Annotated in this window: 17 protein-coding genes; 6 read left to right on the top strand and 11 right to left on the bottom strand. The window is 72.9% G+C overall.

All coding sequences use genetic code 11. The features are described 5' to 3' along the window. Positions 1-79: 79 nt before the first annotated feature. Entirely contained in the window at positions 80-808 is a 729-nt protein-coding gene (locus BIU96_RS17550; RefSeq protein ID WP_071293865.1) for a GntR family transcriptional regulator, read from the bottom strand. Between the two features lie 174 nt (positions 809-982). On the opposite strand from BIU96_RS17550, the gene BIU96_RS17545 reads away from it, so the two are divergent. Genes BIU96_RS17545 through BIU96_RS17535 form a run of 3 tightly spaced genes read left to right on the top strand, consistent with a single transcriptional unit; the run spans position 983 to position 3,877 of the window. Then, on the top strand, positions 983-1,696 hold the full coding sequence (locus BIU96_RS17545) for an HAD family hydrolase (protein WP_071293864.1): 714 nt from the start codon (positions 983-985) through the stop codon (positions 1,694-1,696). Then, entirely contained in the window at positions 1,693-2,751 is a 1,059-nt protein-coding gene (locus BIU96_RS17540) for an alcohol dehydrogenase catalytic domain-containing protein (protein WP_071293863.1), read from the top strand. The genes BIU96_RS17545 and BIU96_RS17540 overlap by 4 nt, the downstream gene beginning before the upstream one ends. Positions 2,752-2,758: 7 nt before the next feature. Further along, positions 2,759-3,877, top strand: a complete 1,119-nt coding sequence (locus BIU96_RS17535; protein WP_071293862.1) for an alpha-D-ribose 1-methylphosphonate 5-triphosphate diphosphatase — start codon at positions 2,759-2,761, stop codon at positions 3,875-3,877. A 22-nt stretch (positions 3,878-3,899) separates the two neighbouring features. Here the strand turns inward: BIU96_RS17535 and BIU96_RS17530 are convergent, their stop codons facing one another. From BIU96_RS17530 to BIU96_RS17500, 7 genes are all read right to left on the bottom strand, one after another. Continuing rightward, positions 3,900-5,033, bottom strand: coding sequence for a TIGR03364 family FAD-dependent oxidoreductase (locus BIU96_RS17530; protein ID WP_071293861.1), 1,134 nt, complete (start codon positions 5,031-5,033; stop codon positions 3,900-3,902). Further along, positions 5,030-6,784 (bottom strand): ABC transporter permease, encoded by a 1,755-nt coding sequence (locus BIU96_RS17525; protein ID WP_071293860.1) that lies wholly within the window; start codon positions 6,782-6,784, stop codon positions 5,030-5,032. Before BIU96_RS17525 ends, BIU96_RS17530 begins: the two co-directional genes overlap by 4 nt. After that, positions 6,781-7,629 carry a phosphonate ABC transporter ATP-binding protein gene (phnC, locus tag BIU96_RS17520; RefSeq protein ID WP_071293859.1) on the bottom strand — a complete coding sequence of 283 codons (849 nt, stop codon included), beginning with the start codon at positions 7,627-7,629 and terminating at the stop codon, positions 6,781-6,783. Before phnC ends, BIU96_RS17525 begins: the two co-directional genes overlap by 4 nt. 67 nt (positions 7,630-7,696) lie before the next feature. After that, on the bottom strand, positions 7,697-8,626 hold the full coding sequence (locus tag BIU96_RS17515) for a phosphate/phosphite/phosphonate ABC transporter substrate-binding protein (RefSeq protein WP_071293858.1): 930 nt from the start codon (positions 8,624-8,626) through the stop codon (positions 7,697-7,699). 175 nt (positions 8,627-8,801) lie between these two features. Continuing rightward, positions 8,802-9,686, bottom strand: coding sequence for an EamA family transporter (locus BIU96_RS17510; RefSeq protein WP_071293857.1), 885 nt, complete (start codon positions 9,684-9,686; stop codon positions 8,802-8,804). 255 nt (positions 9,687-9,941) lie between these two features. Further along, complete coding sequence (locus tag BIU96_RS17505) at positions 9,942-11,372, bottom strand: aminotransferase class V-fold PLP-dependent enzyme (RefSeq protein ID WP_071293927.1); 1,431 nt, start codon at positions 11,370-11,372, stop codon at positions 9,942-9,944. A gap of 36 nt (positions 11,373-11,408) precedes the next feature. After that, positions 11,409-12,605, bottom strand: a complete 1,197-nt coding sequence (locus BIU96_RS17500; protein ID WP_071293856.1) for a ScyD/ScyE family protein — start codon at positions 12,603-12,605, stop codon at positions 11,409-11,411. Between the two features lie 302 nt (positions 12,606-12,907). Here BIU96_RS17500 and BIU96_RS17495 point away from each other — a divergent pair, with 302 nt between their 5' ends. Continuing rightward, complete coding sequence (locus tag BIU96_RS17495; RefSeq protein WP_083403044.1) at positions 12,908-13,507, top strand: dihydrofolate reductase family protein; 600 nt, start codon at positions 12,908-12,910, stop codon at positions 13,505-13,507. 57 nt (positions 13,508-13,564) lie between these two features. Here the strand turns inward: BIU96_RS17495 and BIU96_RS17490 are convergent, their stop codons facing one another. Beyond that, positions 13,565-14,425, bottom strand: a complete 861-nt coding sequence (locus BIU96_RS17490) for an ABC transporter permease (protein ID WP_071293855.1) — start codon at positions 14,423-14,425, stop codon at positions 13,565-13,567. Beyond that, complete coding sequence (locus BIU96_RS17485; RefSeq protein WP_071293854.1) at positions 14,422-15,342, bottom strand: ABC transporter ATP-binding protein; 921 nt, start codon at positions 15,340-15,342, stop codon at positions 14,422-14,424. The genes BIU96_RS17490 and BIU96_RS17485 overlap by 4 nt, the downstream gene beginning before the upstream one ends. 123 nt (positions 15,343-15,465) lie before the next feature. Between BIU96_RS17485 and arr the strand changes: the two genes are divergently transcribed. Continuing rightward, positions 15,466-15,876, top strand: coding sequence for an NAD(+)--rifampin ADP-ribosyltransferase (gene arr / locus BIU96_RS17480; protein ID WP_071293925.1), 411 nt, complete (start codon positions 15,466-15,468; stop codon positions 15,874-15,876). 138 nt (positions 15,877-16,014) lie between these two features. Here arr and BIU96_RS17475 read toward each other — a convergent pair whose 3' ends face one another. Then, positions 16,015-16,839, bottom strand: coding sequence for a helix-turn-helix domain-containing protein (locus BIU96_RS17475; protein WP_071293853.1), 825 nt, complete (start codon positions 16,837-16,839; stop codon positions 16,015-16,017). Between the two features lie 124 nt (positions 16,840-16,963). Between BIU96_RS17475 and melA the strand changes: the two genes are divergently transcribed. Next, a complete protein-coding gene (gene melA / locus BIU96_RS17470; protein WP_071293852.1) occupies positions 16,964-18,388 on the top strand; it encodes an alpha-galactosidase in 1,425 nt (474 codons plus the stop codon). The last annotated feature ends 52 nt before the right edge of the window (positions 18,389-18,440 follow it).

Here is an 18,440-nt window from a genome sequence, read left to right as displayed (position 1 = left end):
CGAAGTGCGATCTCGACGCTGGCATCGGCGCCGCCGCACCCTCACCCCCGCTGGTGGACGAATCGAGCGGGCGCTGCGGTCAGGGAGCCGACGGTGCCGGTGTCCCGGCTTCGAACAGCACCCGCATCGCGTCCGCGCGGATCCACCGCTCGCTGACGAGCAGGGGCCGGCCGGTGTCCCCGTCCACGGTGCAGCTCTCGATGAACCAGCCGAGGGTGACCTCGTCGAGGTCGAGGTGCCGTGCGACCTCCTCGGTGACGACGTCGGCCCCGGCACGGACCCACTGCCGGGTCGGCCGCGCACCGGCCGTCTGTCGGAGCACTTCGTAGAGCGAGTTCCGGACACGGAGCGCCTGAGCGAGTTCCGGGACGACGGACGGCGGCACCCACTCGACGCCCCACGCCGCGGGCAGCCCGTCGACGAGCGAGCGGCGGGTGAGCCGGTGGCACGGAGCGCCCGGGTCGAGGCCGAGGTGTCCGGCGACCGACGCCGGGACGGGAGCGAGCGCGCAGGACAGGGTGACGCTGGACGGCTCGCCGCCCGCGGCACGGACGGTGTGGCTCCAGGACGGCGCGGCGCCGGAGCCGATCCGGTAGTCGATGCGCCGGGCGACGAAGCTGCCGACGCCCTTCACCCGTCGGATGCGGTTCCGCCGCTGCAGGTGCTGGAGCGCTGCCCGGGCCGCTGACCGTCCGACGCCGAAGCGGGCCGACAGCTCGGCCTCGCTGGCGATCCGGGTGCCGACGGCGGCATCGGCGAGCTCCTCCTCGAGGACCGCCGCGATCTCGAGGTAACGCGTTTCCGGCACGCAGCGGACTGTAACGGACCGCAAGCGGCACCGCGCACACCTGTCCGGACAGGCTCGCGCGGCCCGGCCGGTGCTGTTCACCTGGCGGACACCTCCCGACCGGATCGGCGTCACCGCACCACCGGACGCTGTCGGCAGCCCCGCAGCCGCGGGAGCCCGGACCACAGGAGCCCCATGATCTCGCTCGTCTGCCTCGACATGGCAGGGACCACCGTCCACGACGGCGGTGTCGTCGTCGACGCCTTCCGCACCGCGCTCACCGACGTCGGACTGGACGCCGGCACCGCGGGGTACGACCGCGCCGTGCAGTACGCGCTCGACACGATGGGGCAGTCCAAGATCGCCGTCTTCACCGCGCTGTTCGACGGTGACCGTACGCGCGCCGCTGCGGCCAATGCGGCCTTCGAACGCGCCTACGCCCGCACCGTGGAACGCGGGGTGCGTCCCGTCGACGGTGCGGTGGACAGCCTGGAGGCGCTCCGCACCTCCGGCCGGAAGGTCGCCTTGACGACGGGGTTCTCCCCGGAGACACGCGACGCCGTGCTCGACGCGCTCGGCTGGTGCGGGCTCGTCGACCTCGCACTCTCACCGTCGGACGCGGGCCGCGGGCGTCCGTTCCCGGACATGGTCCTGCAGGCGGTGATCCGCACGGAGACCGACGACGTGCGCCGGGTGGCCGTCGTCGGGGACACCGTCGCTGACCTGCTGACGGGCTCCCGGGCCGGCGCGTCCGTCGTCGCCGGCGTCCGGACCGGCACGCACGGCGACATCGACTTCGCGACGGTGGCGCACACCCACGTCCTCGACTCGGTCGCCGACGTCCCGGCGCTGCTCGACACCGTCGACGCGGCCGACGCCGTCCGCGCCGCCGAACCGTCGATCGCGTGACCGCGCTCGACGTCCGGTACGCCCTCTGGCACGGCGTCGGCCGGACGGTCACCGTCGAACGACTCGCGGGCGACGTCGTGCTGCCGTCCGGGGGTGTCCTCGTCGCGGTCGAGGCGGCGACCGTCTGCGGCAGCGACCTGCACACCGCGCTGGGCCACCGGGCCGGGCCGGCACCGAGCGTCCTCGGCCACGAGCAGGTGGGGCGGGTCGTCGCGCTCGGGCCGGGCGCACCCGCCCCGACCGTCACCGGACTCCCCGTCAGCGTCGGGGACCGCGTGGTGTGGTCGGTCGCGGCGTCGTGCGGCGCGTGCGACCGGTGCACCGCGGGCATGCCGCAGAAGTGCCGGGCGCTCCGCAAGTACGGGCACGAGGAATCGACGGCCGACTGGACGCTCAACGGTGGCTTCGCGACCCACTGCGTGCTCCTGCCTGGTACCGCGATCGCCGTGGTGCCGGAGCACCTGCCCGCAGCGGTCGCCGCCCCGGCGGCCTGTGCCACCGCCACGGTGGCCGCCGGCCTCGACGCCGTCGACCGTCCGCTCGCCGGGGCCCGGGTGCTCGTCACCGGCGCAGGCATGCTCGGCATCACCGCGGTCGCGATGGCCGCGGCGGCCGGAGCCACGGTCACCGTGTCCGATCCGAACGCCGAACGGCGCGCCCGGGCGGTGTGCTTCGGGGCCGAGACCGCCGTCGCCCCGGGGAGCCCGGTCGGCGTGGTCGACGTCGCCCTCGAGCTCTCCGGCTACCCGGATGCCGTCGAGACCGCGGTGGACGCCCTCGACGTCGGCGGCACCGCGGTGCTCGTGGGGGCGGTGTCCGCCAGCCGCCCGGTGTCGCTCGACCCGGAGCGCATCGTCCGAGGACTCCTCCGGATCGTCGGCGTGCACAACTACGCGCCGCGACACCTCGCCGCGGCGGTCGCGTTCCTCGCCGACACCGCGCTGCCCTTCGCCGACCTGGTCGAGCGTCCGGTCGGGCTGGACGGCGTCGGTCACGCGGTGGTGACGCCGCCCTCGGCCGGGAACCTCCGCCGCCTGGTCGTGCCGACGCCATGATGATCAGGTGACGACCTACCGCGCAGCCCGCGTCCACACCGGCGACGGCGCGACGACCGACACCGTCCTGCAGGTCCGGGACGGTGTCGTCGTCGCGCCCGACGCCGGCGCCGAGGAGGACGTCGTCGACCTCGGCGACGTCGAGGTCCTGCCCGGGTTCGTCGACCTGCACGCCGACTCCCTCGCCCGGTTCGAGCAGCCCCGCCCCGGTGTCGGCGTCCCGCTGCCGCACGCACTGGACGCCTTCGCCGCGGACGCCCTGCTCGCCGGGGTGACGACCGCGTTCCTCTGCTGCTCGATCGAGCCGGAGACCGTCCCGGCCCGTGGCGCCGACCACGCTCGCGCCGTCCTCGACGCCCTCGCGACGGTCCGGCTGCCGCTCGACGTCCGCGTGCACCTCCGCGTCGACGTCACGAGCGACGCCACCGTCACCGCGCTCGACGAGCTCGTCGCGGCGTACCCGGAGCACGTCGGACTCGTCTCGTCCATGGACCACACACCGGGTCGCGGCCAGTACCCGGACGAAGGCCGGTGGCGTCGGGCGTACCGTGCCCTCGACCGTGTCGGCGACGACGAGCTCGATGCTCGCCTGGCCCGGTTCCGCGCGGGTGCTCCGGGCGTCGCCCACCGCCGGGAGCGCATCGCAGCGGTCGCCCACTCCGCCGGGGTCGTCCTCGCCGCGCACGACGACGACTCCGTCGAGGCCGTCCGCACCGCGCACCGGCTCGGGTCCGGGATCTCCGAGTTCCCCGTCACCGACGACGCCGCCGCCGAGGCGCGGGCGCTGGACCTCGGGGTCGTCGTCGGCGCCCCCAACCTCTGGCGCGGCGGGTCACACGGCTCGGGTCCGTCGGCCAGGAGCGCACTGGCCGCCGGTGACGCCGACGTCGTGACCTCCGACTACCACCTCGGGTCGTTGCTGCCCGGACTCCGCGCGGCCGAGGCGGCGGGGGTCGCACCGTTCCGTGCCCTGGTCCGGACCGTCACCGCGGCCCCGGCCGAGCGCGCCGGCCTCGACGACCGCGGAGTGCTCACCGCCGGGCGCCGGGCGGACTTCGTCGCCGTCCGCGGTGAGCGGGTCGTCGGAGTCTGGGTCGCCGGCCGTGCGGTGCTGTCGCGCGCCTGATGCGCGCGGCAGCACCGCACGATCACGCGGCGTCGAGCACGGCGGGCGCCAGGCCGAGTCCCGTCGTCATGCCGATGCCGGTGGTCACCGTCACCACGTCCACGCCGGGCAGCGGCCGCTCCAGCAGGAACTCCTGCCGGGGCGACGACGCGTAGACGCCCTGCCACCGGTCGAGCACCCGGACGGGCGCGCCGAACAACCGCTCGGTCTCCGTGAGGAGCAGCCGGAAGCCGTCCTCGGACTGGAACGGCGGCGCGTCGACGTCGCGCTCGTGCGTGTCCCCGACGATGACGCTGCCGTCCGACGGCGACGTGTACATCTGGTTCAGGTCCCAGCGGATGCCCTCGGGCAGGGCCGCGGCGAGTGCCGTCCGCAGTGCGGGGGCGCTCGGCGTCCCCGCGAACCCGGAGTACCGCAGCAGCGACCACCCGGTGAGGAGCGGCGTCGCGAGCGGGAACGTCAGCGGGATGGCGGCACGGAGCATGTGCAACCGGCAGCGCACGACGCCGGCGCGCTCGGCGAGCTCGGGGAACAGCTGGTCGACGTCGTGGTTGGTGCAGACGACGATCCGGTCGGCGCTGATGTCGCCGCGTGCCGTGCGGACCGCGCCGGTCTCGATGCCGAGCGCAGCGGTCCGCCAGTGGAACCGGACGCCCTGGGTGGCGAGCCACGCGGCGATGGCGGGCGCTGCCTCCCGGGGGTCGACCTGCAGGTCCCGGGCGAGGTGCGCTCCCCCGATCGCACTCGACGCGTCCACCGGGACGGCGTCGGCGATGCCGGCGGCGTCGAGCAGGCGGAGGTCGGCGCCCGCCGACCGGTACTCCTCGAGCACCGCGAGCTCCTCCGGTCGTCGCGCCACGACGTGCGCCCCGCGCTCACGCGCGACGAACCCCGCGAGCGGAGCCAGCGTCGTCCACCGGCGCCGCGCCTCCTGGGCGTACTCGGCGGCGTCACCGGTCTGCGGGGTGATGCACGCGTGTCCGAAGTTGCGGACGCTCGCGCCGACGACGCCGGCGGCGCGGTCGACGACCGCGACGCGTGCGCCGCGGAGCATCGCCTCGTAGGCGATGCCGAGTCCGACGATCCCGGCGCCGACGACCAGGACGTCGACGTGTTCGGCACCGGCGCCCTGCGCCGACGTGTTCGTCGTGCTCATCGGAAGACCCTCCGCATCCACATGGCGATGCCCTCGACGACGAGCACCGTGGCCAGGATCATGAGCACGATCCCGGTGACCGACGCGTAGTTCGAGCCCTGCGCGGCGTTGAGCAGGTAGTAGCCGATCCCACCACCACCGACGATGCCGAGGATCGTCGCGGCGCGGATGTTCGTGTCGACGAGGTAGAACGTGTGACCGATCATCGCGCGGATGCCCTGCGGCACCGTGGCCCCGGCGTAGCGCTGGAAGCGCGTCGCGCCCGTGGCGGTGAGGGCACGCTCCGGTCCGGGCTGCACCTCTTCCAGCGAGTCGGCGACGAGCTTGCCGAGCAGGCCGATGCCGCCGAACGCCAGTGCGAGGGTGCCCGCCTGGGCGCCGAGGCCGGTGATGACGATGAGCACCACGGCCAGGATCGTCTCCGGGATGCCGCGCACGACGACCAGCAGGAACCGGGCGCCGGTCCGGACGCCGCGGGTCGGTGCGACGTTGCGTGCCGCGAAGGAGCCGATCACCATCGAGAACACGAGCGCGAGCAGGGTGGCGGCGAGCGCGATGGCGACGGTGTCGAACATCGCCGAGACCATCACGCCGGCACCGTAGCTGCCGAACGACGGCGGCCAGAACCCGGCGGCGACCGGCGGGATCTTCCCCCACACGGTGCCGAGGTCGCCCCAGGCGATGTCGCACACGACGACGCTGCCGATCACGACGAGGATCGCGACCCAGGACCACACCGTCGTGCGGACGCGGGCGGCGGTCCACGGACGGCGGAGGGCGTCCTCCGGGGTGGCGAAGCGCGGTGCGGTGGCGGCACCGCGCGGCGTGGTCGGTGCGTTGCCGGCCTGCCGGCGGCGCATGCGTGTCCGGATCGCGCTCGCGCCGATCCCCCGGCCGGTCGGCGCGATGCCGAGCATGGCGGCGCGGACCGAGCTCGACACGATCTCCATGAGCACGCAGAGCGCGAAGATGACGATCGCGTACCCGATGCCGAGCGAGTAGTCGAGGGACTTGAACGCGAACGACATCTCGCGGCCCAGCCCGACGATGCCGACGTACCCGAGGATGACGGACCCGCGAAGGTTGATGTCGTTGCGGTGCAGGATGGTCGCGACCCACGACGGCAGCACCTGGGGCAGGACACCGGCGGTGAACTGCTGCAGGCGGGTGCCCCCGGTGGCGCGGATCGCGGTCCGCGGTCCCTCGTCGATCTGCTCGATGGCGTCGGCGAACAGCTTCGAGATCATCCCGATCGAGTGGATGCCGATGGCGAGGATGCCGGGCAGCGGGCCGATCGTGAACAGCAGCACGAACACCATCGCGAGCACGACGTCCGGGACCGCGCGGGTCAGGACGCTCACGAACCGTGCGGCTGCGATCCAGCCGCGCCCCGGGCTGGTGTTGCCGGCGGCGAGGTACGCGACGGGGACGCTCAGCACGGCGGCGAGCAGGGTGCCGAGCAGCACGAGCCCCACGGTCAGGGCGGTCTGCTGCAGGAGCGTCGCCGCGTCGGGGAACCGGACGGTGCCGACCCGCTGGAAGAAGTGCTCCGCGTTCGACCACGACGCGACCATGTTCGGCACCGAGATGTCGATCCGGGCCAGGGCGACGCACGCCAGCACGGCCAGGGCGACGAGGGTCAGCCCGGCGGCGACGCGCTCCGGCGACACGCGTCGGCGTGGTGCCGCCGCGACGGCCTGCTCGGGCGAACGGTGGGAGCCGACGGCGGGCCGCTCGGCGACGGCGGTCATGCCCGCTGCCCGCTCGTGGCGTGGGCGGGTGCGTCGCGCAGGGCCTCGACGGCCGCGAACTCGTCGGTCGACGTCGCGACCTGGCCGTAGATCTCCATGACCTGCGCCTTGCCGAGTCCCTCGGTGCGGGTGTCGAGGACGACCTCGCCGTGCCGGAGTCCGACGATCCGGTCGGCCCAGGACAGCGCGAGGTCGACCTGGTGCAGGCTGCACAGCACCGTCAGCCCCCGTTCGGCGGCGATCTCGCGGATGAGCGCCATGACCTGACCGCTCGACTCGGGGTCGAGCGACGCGACCGGCTCGTCGGCGAGCAGGACGGAGGGGTCCTGCATGAGCGCCCGGGCGATCGCGACGCGCTGCTGTTGTCCGCCCGACAGCGTGTCCGCCCGCTGGTAGGCGCGGTCGAGCAGTCCGACACGGTCCAGGTGTGCGAGCGCGCGGTGCCGCAGTCGACGCGGGTAGGACCACAGGCCGAGCCGCGGCCCCCGCAGGGTGGCGAGTGCCCCGGTCAGGACGTTCTCCAGCACCGTCAGCGCGGGCACGAGCTCGAACTGCTGGAACACGAAGCCGACCTGCCGACGCAGGTCGCGGAGCCGCCGTCCGGACAGGTCGTGCACGGCGGTCCCGCCGACCCGGACGGAGCCGGAGGTCGGGACCTCGAGGGCGTCCACGTGCCGGAGCAGCGTGGACTTGCCGGACCCGGACAGTCCGAGGAGGACGACGACCTCGCCCGGCTGGACGGTGAGCGACACGTCACGGAGGGCGGTCGTGTCACCGAAGCGCTTCGTCAGGGCGGTGATCGCCACTGCCGGCGCCTGGTCGTGCTGGTGGTCGTGGTACGTCATGGTGCTTCCTCGGACTGTCGGGTTCCGGCGGTCGGACGTCATGCCTGGCAGGTGCTCGACTTGGTCGTCATGCCTGGCAGGTGCTCGACTTGGTCGTCTTGCAGATGTCGCGGATCAGGTCGTAGTACCCGTCGTCGACCGGCTTCGTGCCGTAGAAGACGCTGCGGAAGCCGTCGCTGTCCGCGCTCGTGACACCCGCGGCGATGATGTCGTCGATGGTGACGTCGGACAGCGCCTTCGTGACGGTGTCCTTCTCGGCCTGCGGCAGGGTGTCGGACACGACGATCGGCGCGCCGGGCACCATCGTCTTCGCGACCACCTTCACGTCCTTGCTCTTCTCGACCTCGCTGTCCTCGGCGAAGCCGGCGTCGCACTCGGTGCCTGCGGCGACCTTCTGCACGCTGACGTCGTGCTTGCCGGCGAAGACCGGCGTGACGTCCTTCGTCGGGTCGATGCCGGCCTTCAGCAGGTTGTAGCTCGGGAAGAGGTAGCCGGACGTCGAGGACGGGTCGACGAAGCAGACCTTCTTGCCCTCGAAGCCCTTCAGCGAGGTGATGTCGCTGTCCTTCGGGACGATCGCCTCGCTGTAGTAGCCGGGCTTCTGCCCCTCGGCGGTGATGATCGACGAGATCGGCGTGATCTTCGCGCCGTTGTTCTTCGCCGTCACGTAGGTGAAGCCGGAGAACGAGGCGACGTCGATCTTGCCGGCGACCGAGGCCTCGATGAGGGCGGCGTAGTCGGTCGACTCGTGGTACTCGACCTTCTTGCCGGTCTCCTTCGCGAGGTAGTCCATCAGCGGCTGGTAGTTGGTCTCGGTGTCGACCGAGTCGGGCACGACGCCGAAGACGATCGTGTCGGCGTCGGCGGCGTACTTCGTGGACGCGGTCTCGTCGCTGCCGGCCGCCGCCGTCGACCCGGCGGAGCAGGAGCTGAGCGTGGCGGCGAGCACCAGGGCGCCGGCGATTGCGACCAGGGGCTTGAGGGCGGGGATGGGCATGGTGACCTTTCGGGCGGTGGGGTGGGGTGTCCGCTCAGGACGCCGCAACTGTGACAGCCGACAGGTGAAGGGCCGTGCCCGGACGGTGCACCCGACCTGTCCGGGAGGTGAACACGGCATGCACCTGTCCGGACAGGCGGAGTCGGGGTCGTGCCCCGGCGCCGCCCGTCTCCGCTCAGACGGCGAGCAGCGCGATGCCGGCGAGCACCACGACCGACGACGCGATCCGCGTACCTGCTCGGCCCTCGTGGAGGACCACGACCCCGAAGACGCTCACCAGCACGACGCTGACCTCGCGCATCGGGGCGACGAGGGCGACCGGCGCGATGGTGATCGCGAGGAGCACGAGGATGTACGACAACGGTGAGAGCACTCCGAAGGCCAGCACCCGGGCCCAGTGCGCACGGAGCACGGGCAGCACCTCCCGTCGGCGCGGACCGAGGGCCGCCCCGAACAGGACGACCTCGACCGCGGTGCACCCGACCATGAAGGCCACGGGCGAGGCACCGCCCCGGACGATGTGGGCGTCCCAGATCGTGTACGCCGCGATCGCCACCCCGGTCAGCAGACCGGCGACGAGCCCGGGGTCGACCCGGCGCCGTCCGGGCGAGAGGACGCGTCCGACGGGGGCGCCGTCGCCGCGATCCGCCAGCCCCACCGCGACGACGCCGACCAGCACGAGCAGGCCACCGGCGAGCGACCACCACGACGGCCGTTCGCCGAGCAGGGTCACCGCGAGCACGACGCTGATCGTCGGGCCGGTCCCCCGCGCGGTCGCGTACACGGTCGACAGCCGGCCGACCCGGTACCCCCGCTGCAGCACGAGCATGTACGCCACGTGCAGCAGGCCCGAGACGACGATGCCGAGCAGGAACGCCCCGACGCTCCCGGAACCGAGTCCCCCGGTGAACGGGACGACGCCGACCCAGACGACGACGCTCGAGACCGCGCCGAGCCAGAGGAAGGGCAGGCCGATGCGACTGACCCCGTGCGCGAGCACGTTCCACGATGCGTGCGCCACGGCGGCGGAGAGGACGAGGAGGACGGCGAACGGAGACACGGCAGGACCTTCCACCCGACGCGCGGCGCGACGGGGAGGTCCTCCAGGCTTTTGTCCGTTCAGATGACGCTCCGCGCTCGGTGGCGGGGCGTGGCGCCGCTCGGACCAGGCGGACGGTGAGTCCCGGAACCCTAGGCGCTGTCGCGAGGACGCTAACACGTCGCCCGCGTGCAGCTCGAACCTGTCCGGACAGGACGGCGCTCCGGTTCACCGGGCGTTCGTCATCCGTCCGCGTGGCTGCGGGCGGACCGCGACTCACGCCTGGGGCGTCGCGGCGGTCGCCGCGGTCGCCGCGGTCGCCGCAATCGCCCGCCGAACCGCCTCGACCGAGAACCGCACGTCGTCCGCGTCGGTCGACCAGTTGCTCACCGAGATGCGGAGCACGTCCCGCCCTCCCCACCGGGAGCCGGACATCCACACGTCACCGTCCGCGATGAGCCGGGCGGTCACCGCTCGGGTGCGTTCGTCGGAGCCGAAGGTCAGGCACACCTGCGTGAACACGACGTCGTTGACGACCTGCACGTCGGGCAGCGCCCGGAGTCCGTCGGCCAGGGCCCGGGCGTTCGCCACGAGTCGGTCGACGAGCGCGACGACGCCGGACCGGCCGAGCTGCCGGAGCGCCGCCCACACCGGCACACCGCGGGCACGCCGGGACATCTCGGGGACCAGGTCGAACGGCTCCGAGACGTCCGCCGGGTCGCGGATGAGGTAGGCGGTCTGCGTCCCCAGCGCCGCGCGGGTCACCGACGGCCGCGAGACGATCGCCACCCCGCAGTCGTACGGCACGTTGAGCGTCTTGTGCGCGTCCGTCGCCCACGAGTCCGCGGTCTCGATGCCGTCCAGCCCGGCGCCGAGGGCCGACCGGAGCGACGGGCTCGCCGCCGCCCACAGCCCGAACGCCCCGTCCACGTGCACCCAGGCGCCGTGCTCGTGGGCGAGTGCGATCGCGGCGCGCATCGGGTCGAACGCGCCGGAGTGCAGGTTGCCGGCCTGCAGGCAGACGATCACCGGGCCGTCGACGCGGTCGAGGTGGGCACGGAGGTCGTCGACCGTGATCCGACCCTGTTCGTCCGCGGCGACCAGGGTCGGTGCCCCGAACCCGAGGTACCGGAGGGCGAGGTCGAGCGAGGTGTGCCGTTCGGCGCCGGCGAGCACGGTGACGGTCGGCGCCCCGGCCAGTCCGGCGGTGTTGACGTCCCAGCCGACGCGGTCCAGCACCCAGGCGCGGGCGGCGGCGAGCCCGGTCCAGTTCGCCATCGTCGCGCCGGTCGTGAAGCCGACGTCGGACTCCGGCGGCAGCCCGAGCACGTCGAGCAGCCACGTCCCCGCCACCTGTTCGAGCGCGGCGGTGGCGGGCGTCGGGTACCGCATCGCCGCGTTCTGGTCCCAGGCGCTGACCAGCCAGTCGGCTCCCATCGCCGCGGGCAGCGTGCCGCCGATCACCCAGCCGAAGAACCGACCGGACGGCATCGCCATGAGTCCCGGCCCGGCGAGGGCGGCCAGGTCGTCGACCACCCCGGCCGGGTCCGCCGGACCGTCCGGGAGCGGACGGTCGAGGGCGGCGAGCACGCCCTCGACGTCCTGCTCGGGTCGGACGGTCCGGTCGGGCAGACTGGCGATCCAGTCGAGCGCGTGCTGCGCGGCGCGGTGCAACGTGCGGCGGTACTCGTCCGGGTCGATGTCCACGGCGTCAGTCCCCTCGTCGCCACGCAGCACAGGCCGTCACTGCCAGCCGCGCGCCCCGTCGTCACCCCAGCGGGAGTGGTCGTGCCGGTTGGTGATGCTCCACCGGACGACCTTGCCGATCGGCTGCGGGTTGCCCTCGGCGTCCGGCACGAACGCGTCGGTCGTGGCGTAGAGCGCCCCGTTCCGGAGCTCGACGGCCGCGGGCGACGAGACCGGGAGCGTCTGGACGGTGCGGCCCGACCACGGCGACACGACCGAGACCTGCCCGGTACCGGCCGCCCCGCCGAACAGCTCGCTGACGAGCACCACGCCGGTGCGCTGGTCGACGGCGAGGTTCGTCGCCCCGACGAACCCGGTCGCGACGCGCTGCACGGTGCCGTTCCACGGGTTGACCTTGTAGACGCTGCCGCGGGCTCCGAGGTCGGCGGTCTCCGGTCCACCCGGCAGGGTCGACACGTAGAGCCAGCCGTCGGGACCGCGCTCGACGTCGGTGGGGACGGGTTCGAAGGCGTACCCGTAGCCGACCACGCACGCGGGGAACCCGAACGCCGCGGCCGTCGCCGCGTCGACACGGACCGGCGGCTGCGGGGGCAGGACGGCGACGGTCGACACCCGGCCGTCGTACCCGACACGCACGATGTCGTTGCCGCCGGCGTCGGCGACGTACACGCCCTCGCGCTGCGCCAGCGAGGCGTACGGGTGGGTGTCGACGATGCCGCGGTAGCGTGCCGGACCGGCCTCACCCGTCGGGTCCACCTGCGCCGCGCACGCCGACGGCAAACCGCGGAAGCCGTAGCCGTTGACGCGGTCCGGGTTCACCCGGGCCTCGTACGCGCCGAGGTCGGCGAGCTGTCGTGCGGCACCGCGGGGCGGCAGCACCATCAGGCGTGCGACGCCGTTCGGCTGGTCGTTCTGGGCGTAGTAGACCGAGTCGCCGCGCGAGGACACCGCCCCGATCTCCTGTCCGGCGGGAGCGGTCGCGAGGGTCGTGGTCGTCGCCCCCGGGCCGACCCGGTTCAGCTGGCCCGCGAAGTTCTGCGTGACGTCGACCCGGCCACGCCGGTCGACCTCGAGGCTGAGCGGCGAGACGAGCCCGGACGCGAGGGTGGTGGCCGGGCCGACGCGGAGACCGGGGACCCGGTGGTCGGGGCCGTGGGCCTGGGCGGGTGCGCCGACGGCCACGGTCGCGAGTGCGATCGCGGCGACGGCGCCGACGAGCAGTGTTCGGTGCATGGTGCGCTCCTTGGATGGAGGATCCGGGTACGAAGACGTGCGGCTGCGCGGAAGAGGCAGTCGGGGAGTCTGGAGGCGGCCGCGGCTGGAAGAGCGCTGCGTGCCGTCGCGTCGGGCACCACGGGTGGGCGGGCACGACGTCGTGGCCGCTCGCGGGTTCCGTGGACGTCGGCGGGTTCAGGGCCGACACGGGGCACCCTATGACTTCCCTGTGACGATGTCACGCTTGGTTCCGGTGTCGAACGACCCTCGCACCGGGTGCGGAGCGGGCGTACCCTCAGCGCGAGACGAAGGAGTCCGACGTGCCCGCACGATTCGTGTACTGGATGAACGTGTCGCTCGACGGCTTCATCGAGGGGCGCCCGGGCACCGAGGGCAACGACGGCGACCCGGAGTGGCTCCGCATCGACGAGCAGCTGCACCGGTTCTTCAATGAGCGGGCGGCAGCGATGACGATGGCCGTCGAGGGCCGGATCATCCACGACATGATGGACCCGTTCTGGCCGGAGGCGCGCTCCGACGAGTCGCTCCCGGGCTACCTGCGCGAGTACGGCGAGATCTGGACGGCCATGCCGAAGGTGCTCGTGTCACGCTCCCGCACGGCGGCCGACCACAACACGACGATCATCGGCGACGACGCCATCGCCCGGCTCGGGGCGCTCCGCGAGGAGTCCGAGGGCGACATCGGCGTGGGCGGCGCGCACCTGGCGACGCAGCTGCTCGCGGCGGGACTGCTCGACGAGCTGATGCTCTTCACGCACCCCGCGATGCTCGGCGCAGGGCGGCCGCTCTTCGACTCCCCCGCCGACGCGGTCCAGCAGCCGCTGCTGCTGGACCTGCTCGAGGAACGGACGTTCGACAGCGGCGTCACGATGCGCCGGTACGAGATCCTGCGGCGATGACGGACTGGAGGCGCGGTGCCAGCTGGCACCGCGCCTCCAGGCCGTCGACTGGTCGCGTCAGACGTCGCGTCGGCGCACGACCGTCAGCGCGAAGGCGCCCACCACGACGACCTCGGCCAGGAGGACGGCGAACCCACCCCACCCGTCGAGGACGACGCCGGCCTGCTGCGGGGCGTCCGCCCCGGTCGAGAAGGCGAACAGCTGCCCACCGGCCTGAGCCGGCAGGAACGTGACGACGTCCGAGAGCCACTGCGCGTTGATCACGCCCGCCGCCAGCGAGAGCACGCCGGGCAGGACGAGCAGGAGGCCGAGGGTGATCGCGATCCCGCCGGCACTCGACCGCACGAGCAGGCCGAAGCCGTAGGCGAGCAACGCGAGGAGCGTCACGTACACCGACGCGCCGAGGAGCGGCATGAAGACGGACGGGTCGGCGAGGTCCGCGTGCACGCCCTTGCCGGCCTGCAGCGCAGCCGAGATCGCGACGCCGATCCAGAGCGCGACCGCGCTGACCACGAAGGTCGTGACCGCGAGGACGGCCGCCTTGGCGACGACCACACCGATCCGGCCGGGGTCGGCGGTGAACGTGGACCGGATCTGTCCGGTGCCGTACTCGCCCGTGATGATGAGCACGCCGAGCACCGCGACGACGAGGGCCGTCAGGGAGACGCTCGCGGTGTTGATCGTGACGAGGGTGCCGTTCGCCTGGTCCTGCGTGAGCGGGCCGCCCGGGTCGAGCGCGCTCCCGACGAGCAGCGCCATCCCGATGGTCACGGCCACGAGGATGGCGTAGCACCACCAGGTGGAGCGGATGCTCCGGAGCTTGATCCACTCGCTGCGGACCAGGCGGCCGAAGCCGAGCCGGACGGAGTCCGGCACCGTGGCCGACCGGTTCCGGCTCGGCGCGTTCGTGGCGGTCATCGGTCGCCCTCCGATCGGTACTCGACGTCGTCGCGGGTGAGGGCCATGTAGGCCTCCTCGAGGCTCGCGCCCGTCGGGGTGAGTTCGTGCAGCGGGACGCCGACCTGCGCGGCGATGTTGCCCACCGTCACGGCGTCCGGCCCGACCACCAGGAAGGAGCCGTCCTCGCGCGGGGTCACCGTGGCGTTCGACCCGATCGCCTGGAACAGCTGGTCGGGGGCGGGCGTCCGGAGGACGACGCGCGAGGCCCCGCCGCCGCCGCTGCCGCCGGCGACGAACTCGGCGATCGGGGCGTCCGCCAGCACCTTGCCGCGGCCGAGGACGACGACGCGGTCCGCCGTCTGTGCCATCTCGCTCATGAGGTGGCTCGACAGGAAGACGGTCCGACCGTCGGCGGCCATCCGGCGGGCGAGCTGTCGCACCCACACCACGCCGTCGGGGTCGAGGCCGTTCACCGGCTCGTCGAGGATGAGGGTCTTCGGGTCGCCGAGGAGCGCCGCCGCGATGCCGAGCCGCTGGCCCATGCCGAGGGAGAACCCGCCGACGCGCTTCTTCGCGACCGAGTCCAGGCCGGTCATGTCGATGACCTCGTGCACGCGGGACTTCGGGATGCCGTGCGTCGCCGCGAGGGAGAGGAGGTGGTTGTACGCGCTCCGGCCGGAGTGCACCGCCTTCGCCTCGAGCAGGGCGCCGACCTGCCGCAGCGGGTCACGGAAGCTGCGGTACGGCTGGCCGTTCACCGTCGCCCGTCCCGCGGTGGGGCGGTCGAGCCCCATGATCATGCGCATCGTGGTGGACTTCCCGGCGCCGTTCGGCCCGAGGAAGCCGGTCACACTGCCCGGCCGGACGACGAACGAGACGTCGTCGACGGCGGTCTTGGGACCGTACTGTTTGGTGAGGTGCTCGACTTCGATCACGGCGGCAACGCTACTGGCGGGGCACGGTCGGCCGCGTCCTCCGAAGGGTGGAGACGGCCTGCACCGTCGGGGGGACCTGGCGGATGCCGGGCGGGTGTGCGAGCGCGGCGCTACCCTGTCGCCGTGAGCGACGCACTCGACGACGGCCCGTTCTTCCACGGCACCAAGGCGGACCTGGCCGTCGGTGCCCTGCTGACCGCGGGGTTCCGCTCGAACTACCGCCCCGAGGTGGTCATGAACCACGTCTACTTCACCGCGCTGCCGGACGGTGCCGGGTTGGCCGCCGAACTCGCCGCGGGCGACGGGCTCCCCCACGTGTACGAGGTGGAGCCGACCGGTGCCTTCGAGGACGACCCCAACGTCACCGACAAGAAGTTCCCCGGCAACCCGACCCGCTCCTACCGCAGCGCCGAGCCGATCCGCGTCGTCCGCGAGGTCACCGACTGGCCCCGGCTGACGCCCGAGGCCCTGCAGGCATGGCGCGACCGGCTGGCCGTGCTCCGCGCCGACGAGCGCGGCGAGATCATCAACTGACCGCGCTGGTTGCGGTTAGGCCGTTGCGGGCGTGGTCGGTCGATTCGGGCGTAGGAGGTCGGAAGTTCCGACTCCCTACGCCCGATTCCGCTTCCTACTGCACGCGTGATGGGAAGGAACGTCGCGGGTCCACCGCGCTCAGCGCAGCCGTGCCCGGTACACGCCGGGCGGCCCGCCGCAGGCCCTCGTGAAGTGCGCGTAGAAGCTCGACTGCGAACCGAAGCCCGCGGCGTGCGCGATCTCCGAGGTGGTCATCGAGGTCGTGGCGAGCAGCCGCTGGGCCTCGGCCACGCGACACCGGGTGAGGTACTCCAGGATCGTGGTGCCGACGTCCTGCCGGAACACCGTCATCGCGTAGTGCGGGTGGAGATGCGCGGCCTCGGCGACGTCCGCGACCTCGATCGGCTCACGGAAGCGGTCGACGACGAACCGTACCATGTCGATGACGCGGTGCATGGCGTCCGCGGTGCCGTGCCCGCCACCGGTGCGCAGGTCGACGGCGTCCCGGTGGTGGCGGAGGAGCCGCCGGACGAGCGCCTGTGCCTCGAGGTTCGCGATGATCTCGGTTCCGTCGTCCGCGAAGTCCCGCTGCCACGACCCGAGCATCGACTCGACGTCCCGGCCGGCGGCGTGGGTCGGCACGACGACCGGCCGGTTCAGGAGCATCGCTCCGAGGTCGTGGTCGGGCAGCCCCCACGCGAGCACCTCGGCAAGCGGGATGTGCACCCACCGGAACTCGCCCCGGCCGGTGCCGTCGCCGACGAGCTGGTGCGGGGTCCAGCCCCAGAAGAGCGCGATCTCCCCGGCGTGCACGCTGACGGGTGCACCGCCGAAGCGGTAGTCGAGCCGACCGTCGAGCACCAGGTTGATCTCGAGGTCGTCGTGGCGGTGCGATGACGGCATGAGCGGGGCCGGGCCGCGATGGCTCCAGTACGCCGCTTCCACCGTCTCCACGTCGAGCACGGGCCCGAGCCTACGACAGGCAGTCCGGCGGTCGCCTGTGCCGTCCGGACCCGTCGGAGGATCCTGGAACCCCGTCGTCGGAAGCCGGAGGACCGCGCCCCCGGGCCGTTCGTAGCGTGACGACATGACCAAGATCACCATCATCGGCGCCGGCGGCTTCGTCTTCCCGTTCCGGCTCATCGGCGACCTCGTCAGCTTCCCGGCGCTGCAGGACGCGACGCTGCACCTCATGGACCTCGACGCGGGCAGGGTCGCCCGTACCGCGAGGGCCGCACGGGAGCTCGTCGCGCACCACGGCCTCGGGGTCGAGGTCCTCGAGACCACCGATCGCCGCGAAGCCCTCGCCGACGCGGACGTCGTCATCATCACCTTCCAGGTCGGCGGGGTCGAGTCGTACAAGTGGGACGTCGAGATCCCGCGCAAGTACGGCATCGACCAGGCCGTCGGCGACACCGTCGGCCCGGGTGGCGTCTTCCGGTTCCTGCGGTCGGTGCGCGCGTACGAGGACATCGCCCGCGACGCCCTCGAGCTCTGCCCGGACGCGCAGTTCATCAACTACGCGAACCCGATGGCGATGGCCACGGCGTTCCTCAACGCGAAGGGCCTCCGCACGGTCGGCCTCTGCCACAGCGTGCAGGGGACCACCCGGATGCTCGCCCGCACCCTCGGCGTGCCCTACGAGGAGGTCGAGTTCGTCAGTGCCGGCATCAACCACCAGGCATGGATCCTCGAGTTCACGCGGCGGAACGGCGAAGACCTGTACCCGCGTCTGCGCGAGGTGATGACGGCGAAGCACCAGCGGGGCATCGCGGCGTCCGACCTGCACGACGACGACGGCGACCACAGCGAGGCAGCCGCGGCGGCGAGCAACTACGAGGGCGGCAACGAGCAGGTCCGCGCCCAACTGATGCGCTCGTTCGGGTACTTCGAGACCGAGTCGAGCCACCACGCCAGCGAGTACGTGCCGTACTTCCGCAAGGACCCGGAGACGGTGCTGGAGTACATCCCGGAGCGCTGGGACTACTACGAGATCTGCCTCGCGCACGACGAGCAGGGTGACGTGGACACGCAACTCGAGAAGCTCAAGGCCGACCTGACGCCGAGCGTCGAGTACGGCGCGAGCATCGTGAACGCGATCGTCACCGGTGTGCCGGCGGTGGTCTACGGCAACGTGCCGAACGCCACGGGCGTCATCCAGAACCTGCCGTCCGACGCCTGCGTCGAGGTCGCGTGCCTGGTCGACGGCAAGGGCGTGCAGCCGACGTCGTTCGGCGAACTCCCGCCGCAGCTCGCCGCGATCAACCGCACGAACACGAACGTGCAGACCCTGGCGGTTCGTGCAGCGCTCACCGGGAACGTCGAGCACGTGCACCACGCCGTCGCGCTCGACCCGCTGACGGCGGCGCACCTCACCCTGGACCGGATCGCGGAGATGACCGACGAGCTCCTGCATGCCCACGCGGCACTGCTCCCCGAGTCGCTGCGTCCGGCGGACGCGGTCACCGCTCCACCGGTGGCCGACCGGGAGGCCCGCCCCGCGCTCGTCTGAACCGTCGCGCCCGACGTGGGGTCGGGTCCAGGACGCGACCCCACGTCGGACG

Source organism: Curtobacterium sp. MCBA15_008 (assembly GCF_001865065.1).
GTDB lineage: Bacteria > Actinomycetota > Actinomycetes > Actinomycetales > Microbacteriaceae > Curtobacterium.
Note: the sequence above shows the minus strand (reverse complement) of the source record. Positions and strands in the feature narration are given on the sequence as shown.

Excerpts from the sequence above, each read along its gene's own strand:
- BIU96_RS17500 (WP_071293856.1), bottom strand. The coding sequence starts at position 12,605 with ATGCACCGAACACTGCTCGTCGGCGCCGTCGCCGCGATCGCACTCGCG.
- BIU96_RS17515 (WP_071293858.1), bottom strand. The coding sequence starts at position 8,626 with ATGCCCATCCCCGCCCTCAAGCCCCTGGTCGCAATCGCCGGCGCCCTG.
- BIU96_RS17490 (WP_071293855.1), bottom strand. The coding sequence starts at position 14,425 with ATGACCGCCACGAACGCGCCGAGCCGGAACCGGTCGGCCACGGTGCCG.
- phnC (WP_071293859.1), bottom strand. The coding sequence starts at position 7,629 with ATGACGTACCACGACCACCAGCACGACCAGGCGCCGGCAGTGGCGATC.
- melA (WP_071293852.1), top strand. The coding sequence starts at position 16,964 with ATGACCAAGATCACCATCATCGGCGCCGGCGGCTTCGTCTTCCCGTTC.
- BIU96_RS17530 (WP_071293861.1), bottom strand. The coding sequence starts at position 5,033 with ATGAGCACGACGAACACGTCGGCGCAGGGCGCCGGTGCCGAACACGTC.
- BIU96_RS17545 (WP_071293864.1), top strand. The coding sequence starts at position 983 with ATGATCTCGCTCGTCTGCCTCGACATGGCAGGGACCACCGTCCACGAC.
- BIU96_RS17525 (WP_071293860.1), bottom strand. The coding sequence starts at position 6,784 with ATGACCGCCGTCGCCGAGCGGCCCGCCGTCGGCTCCCACCGTTCGCCC.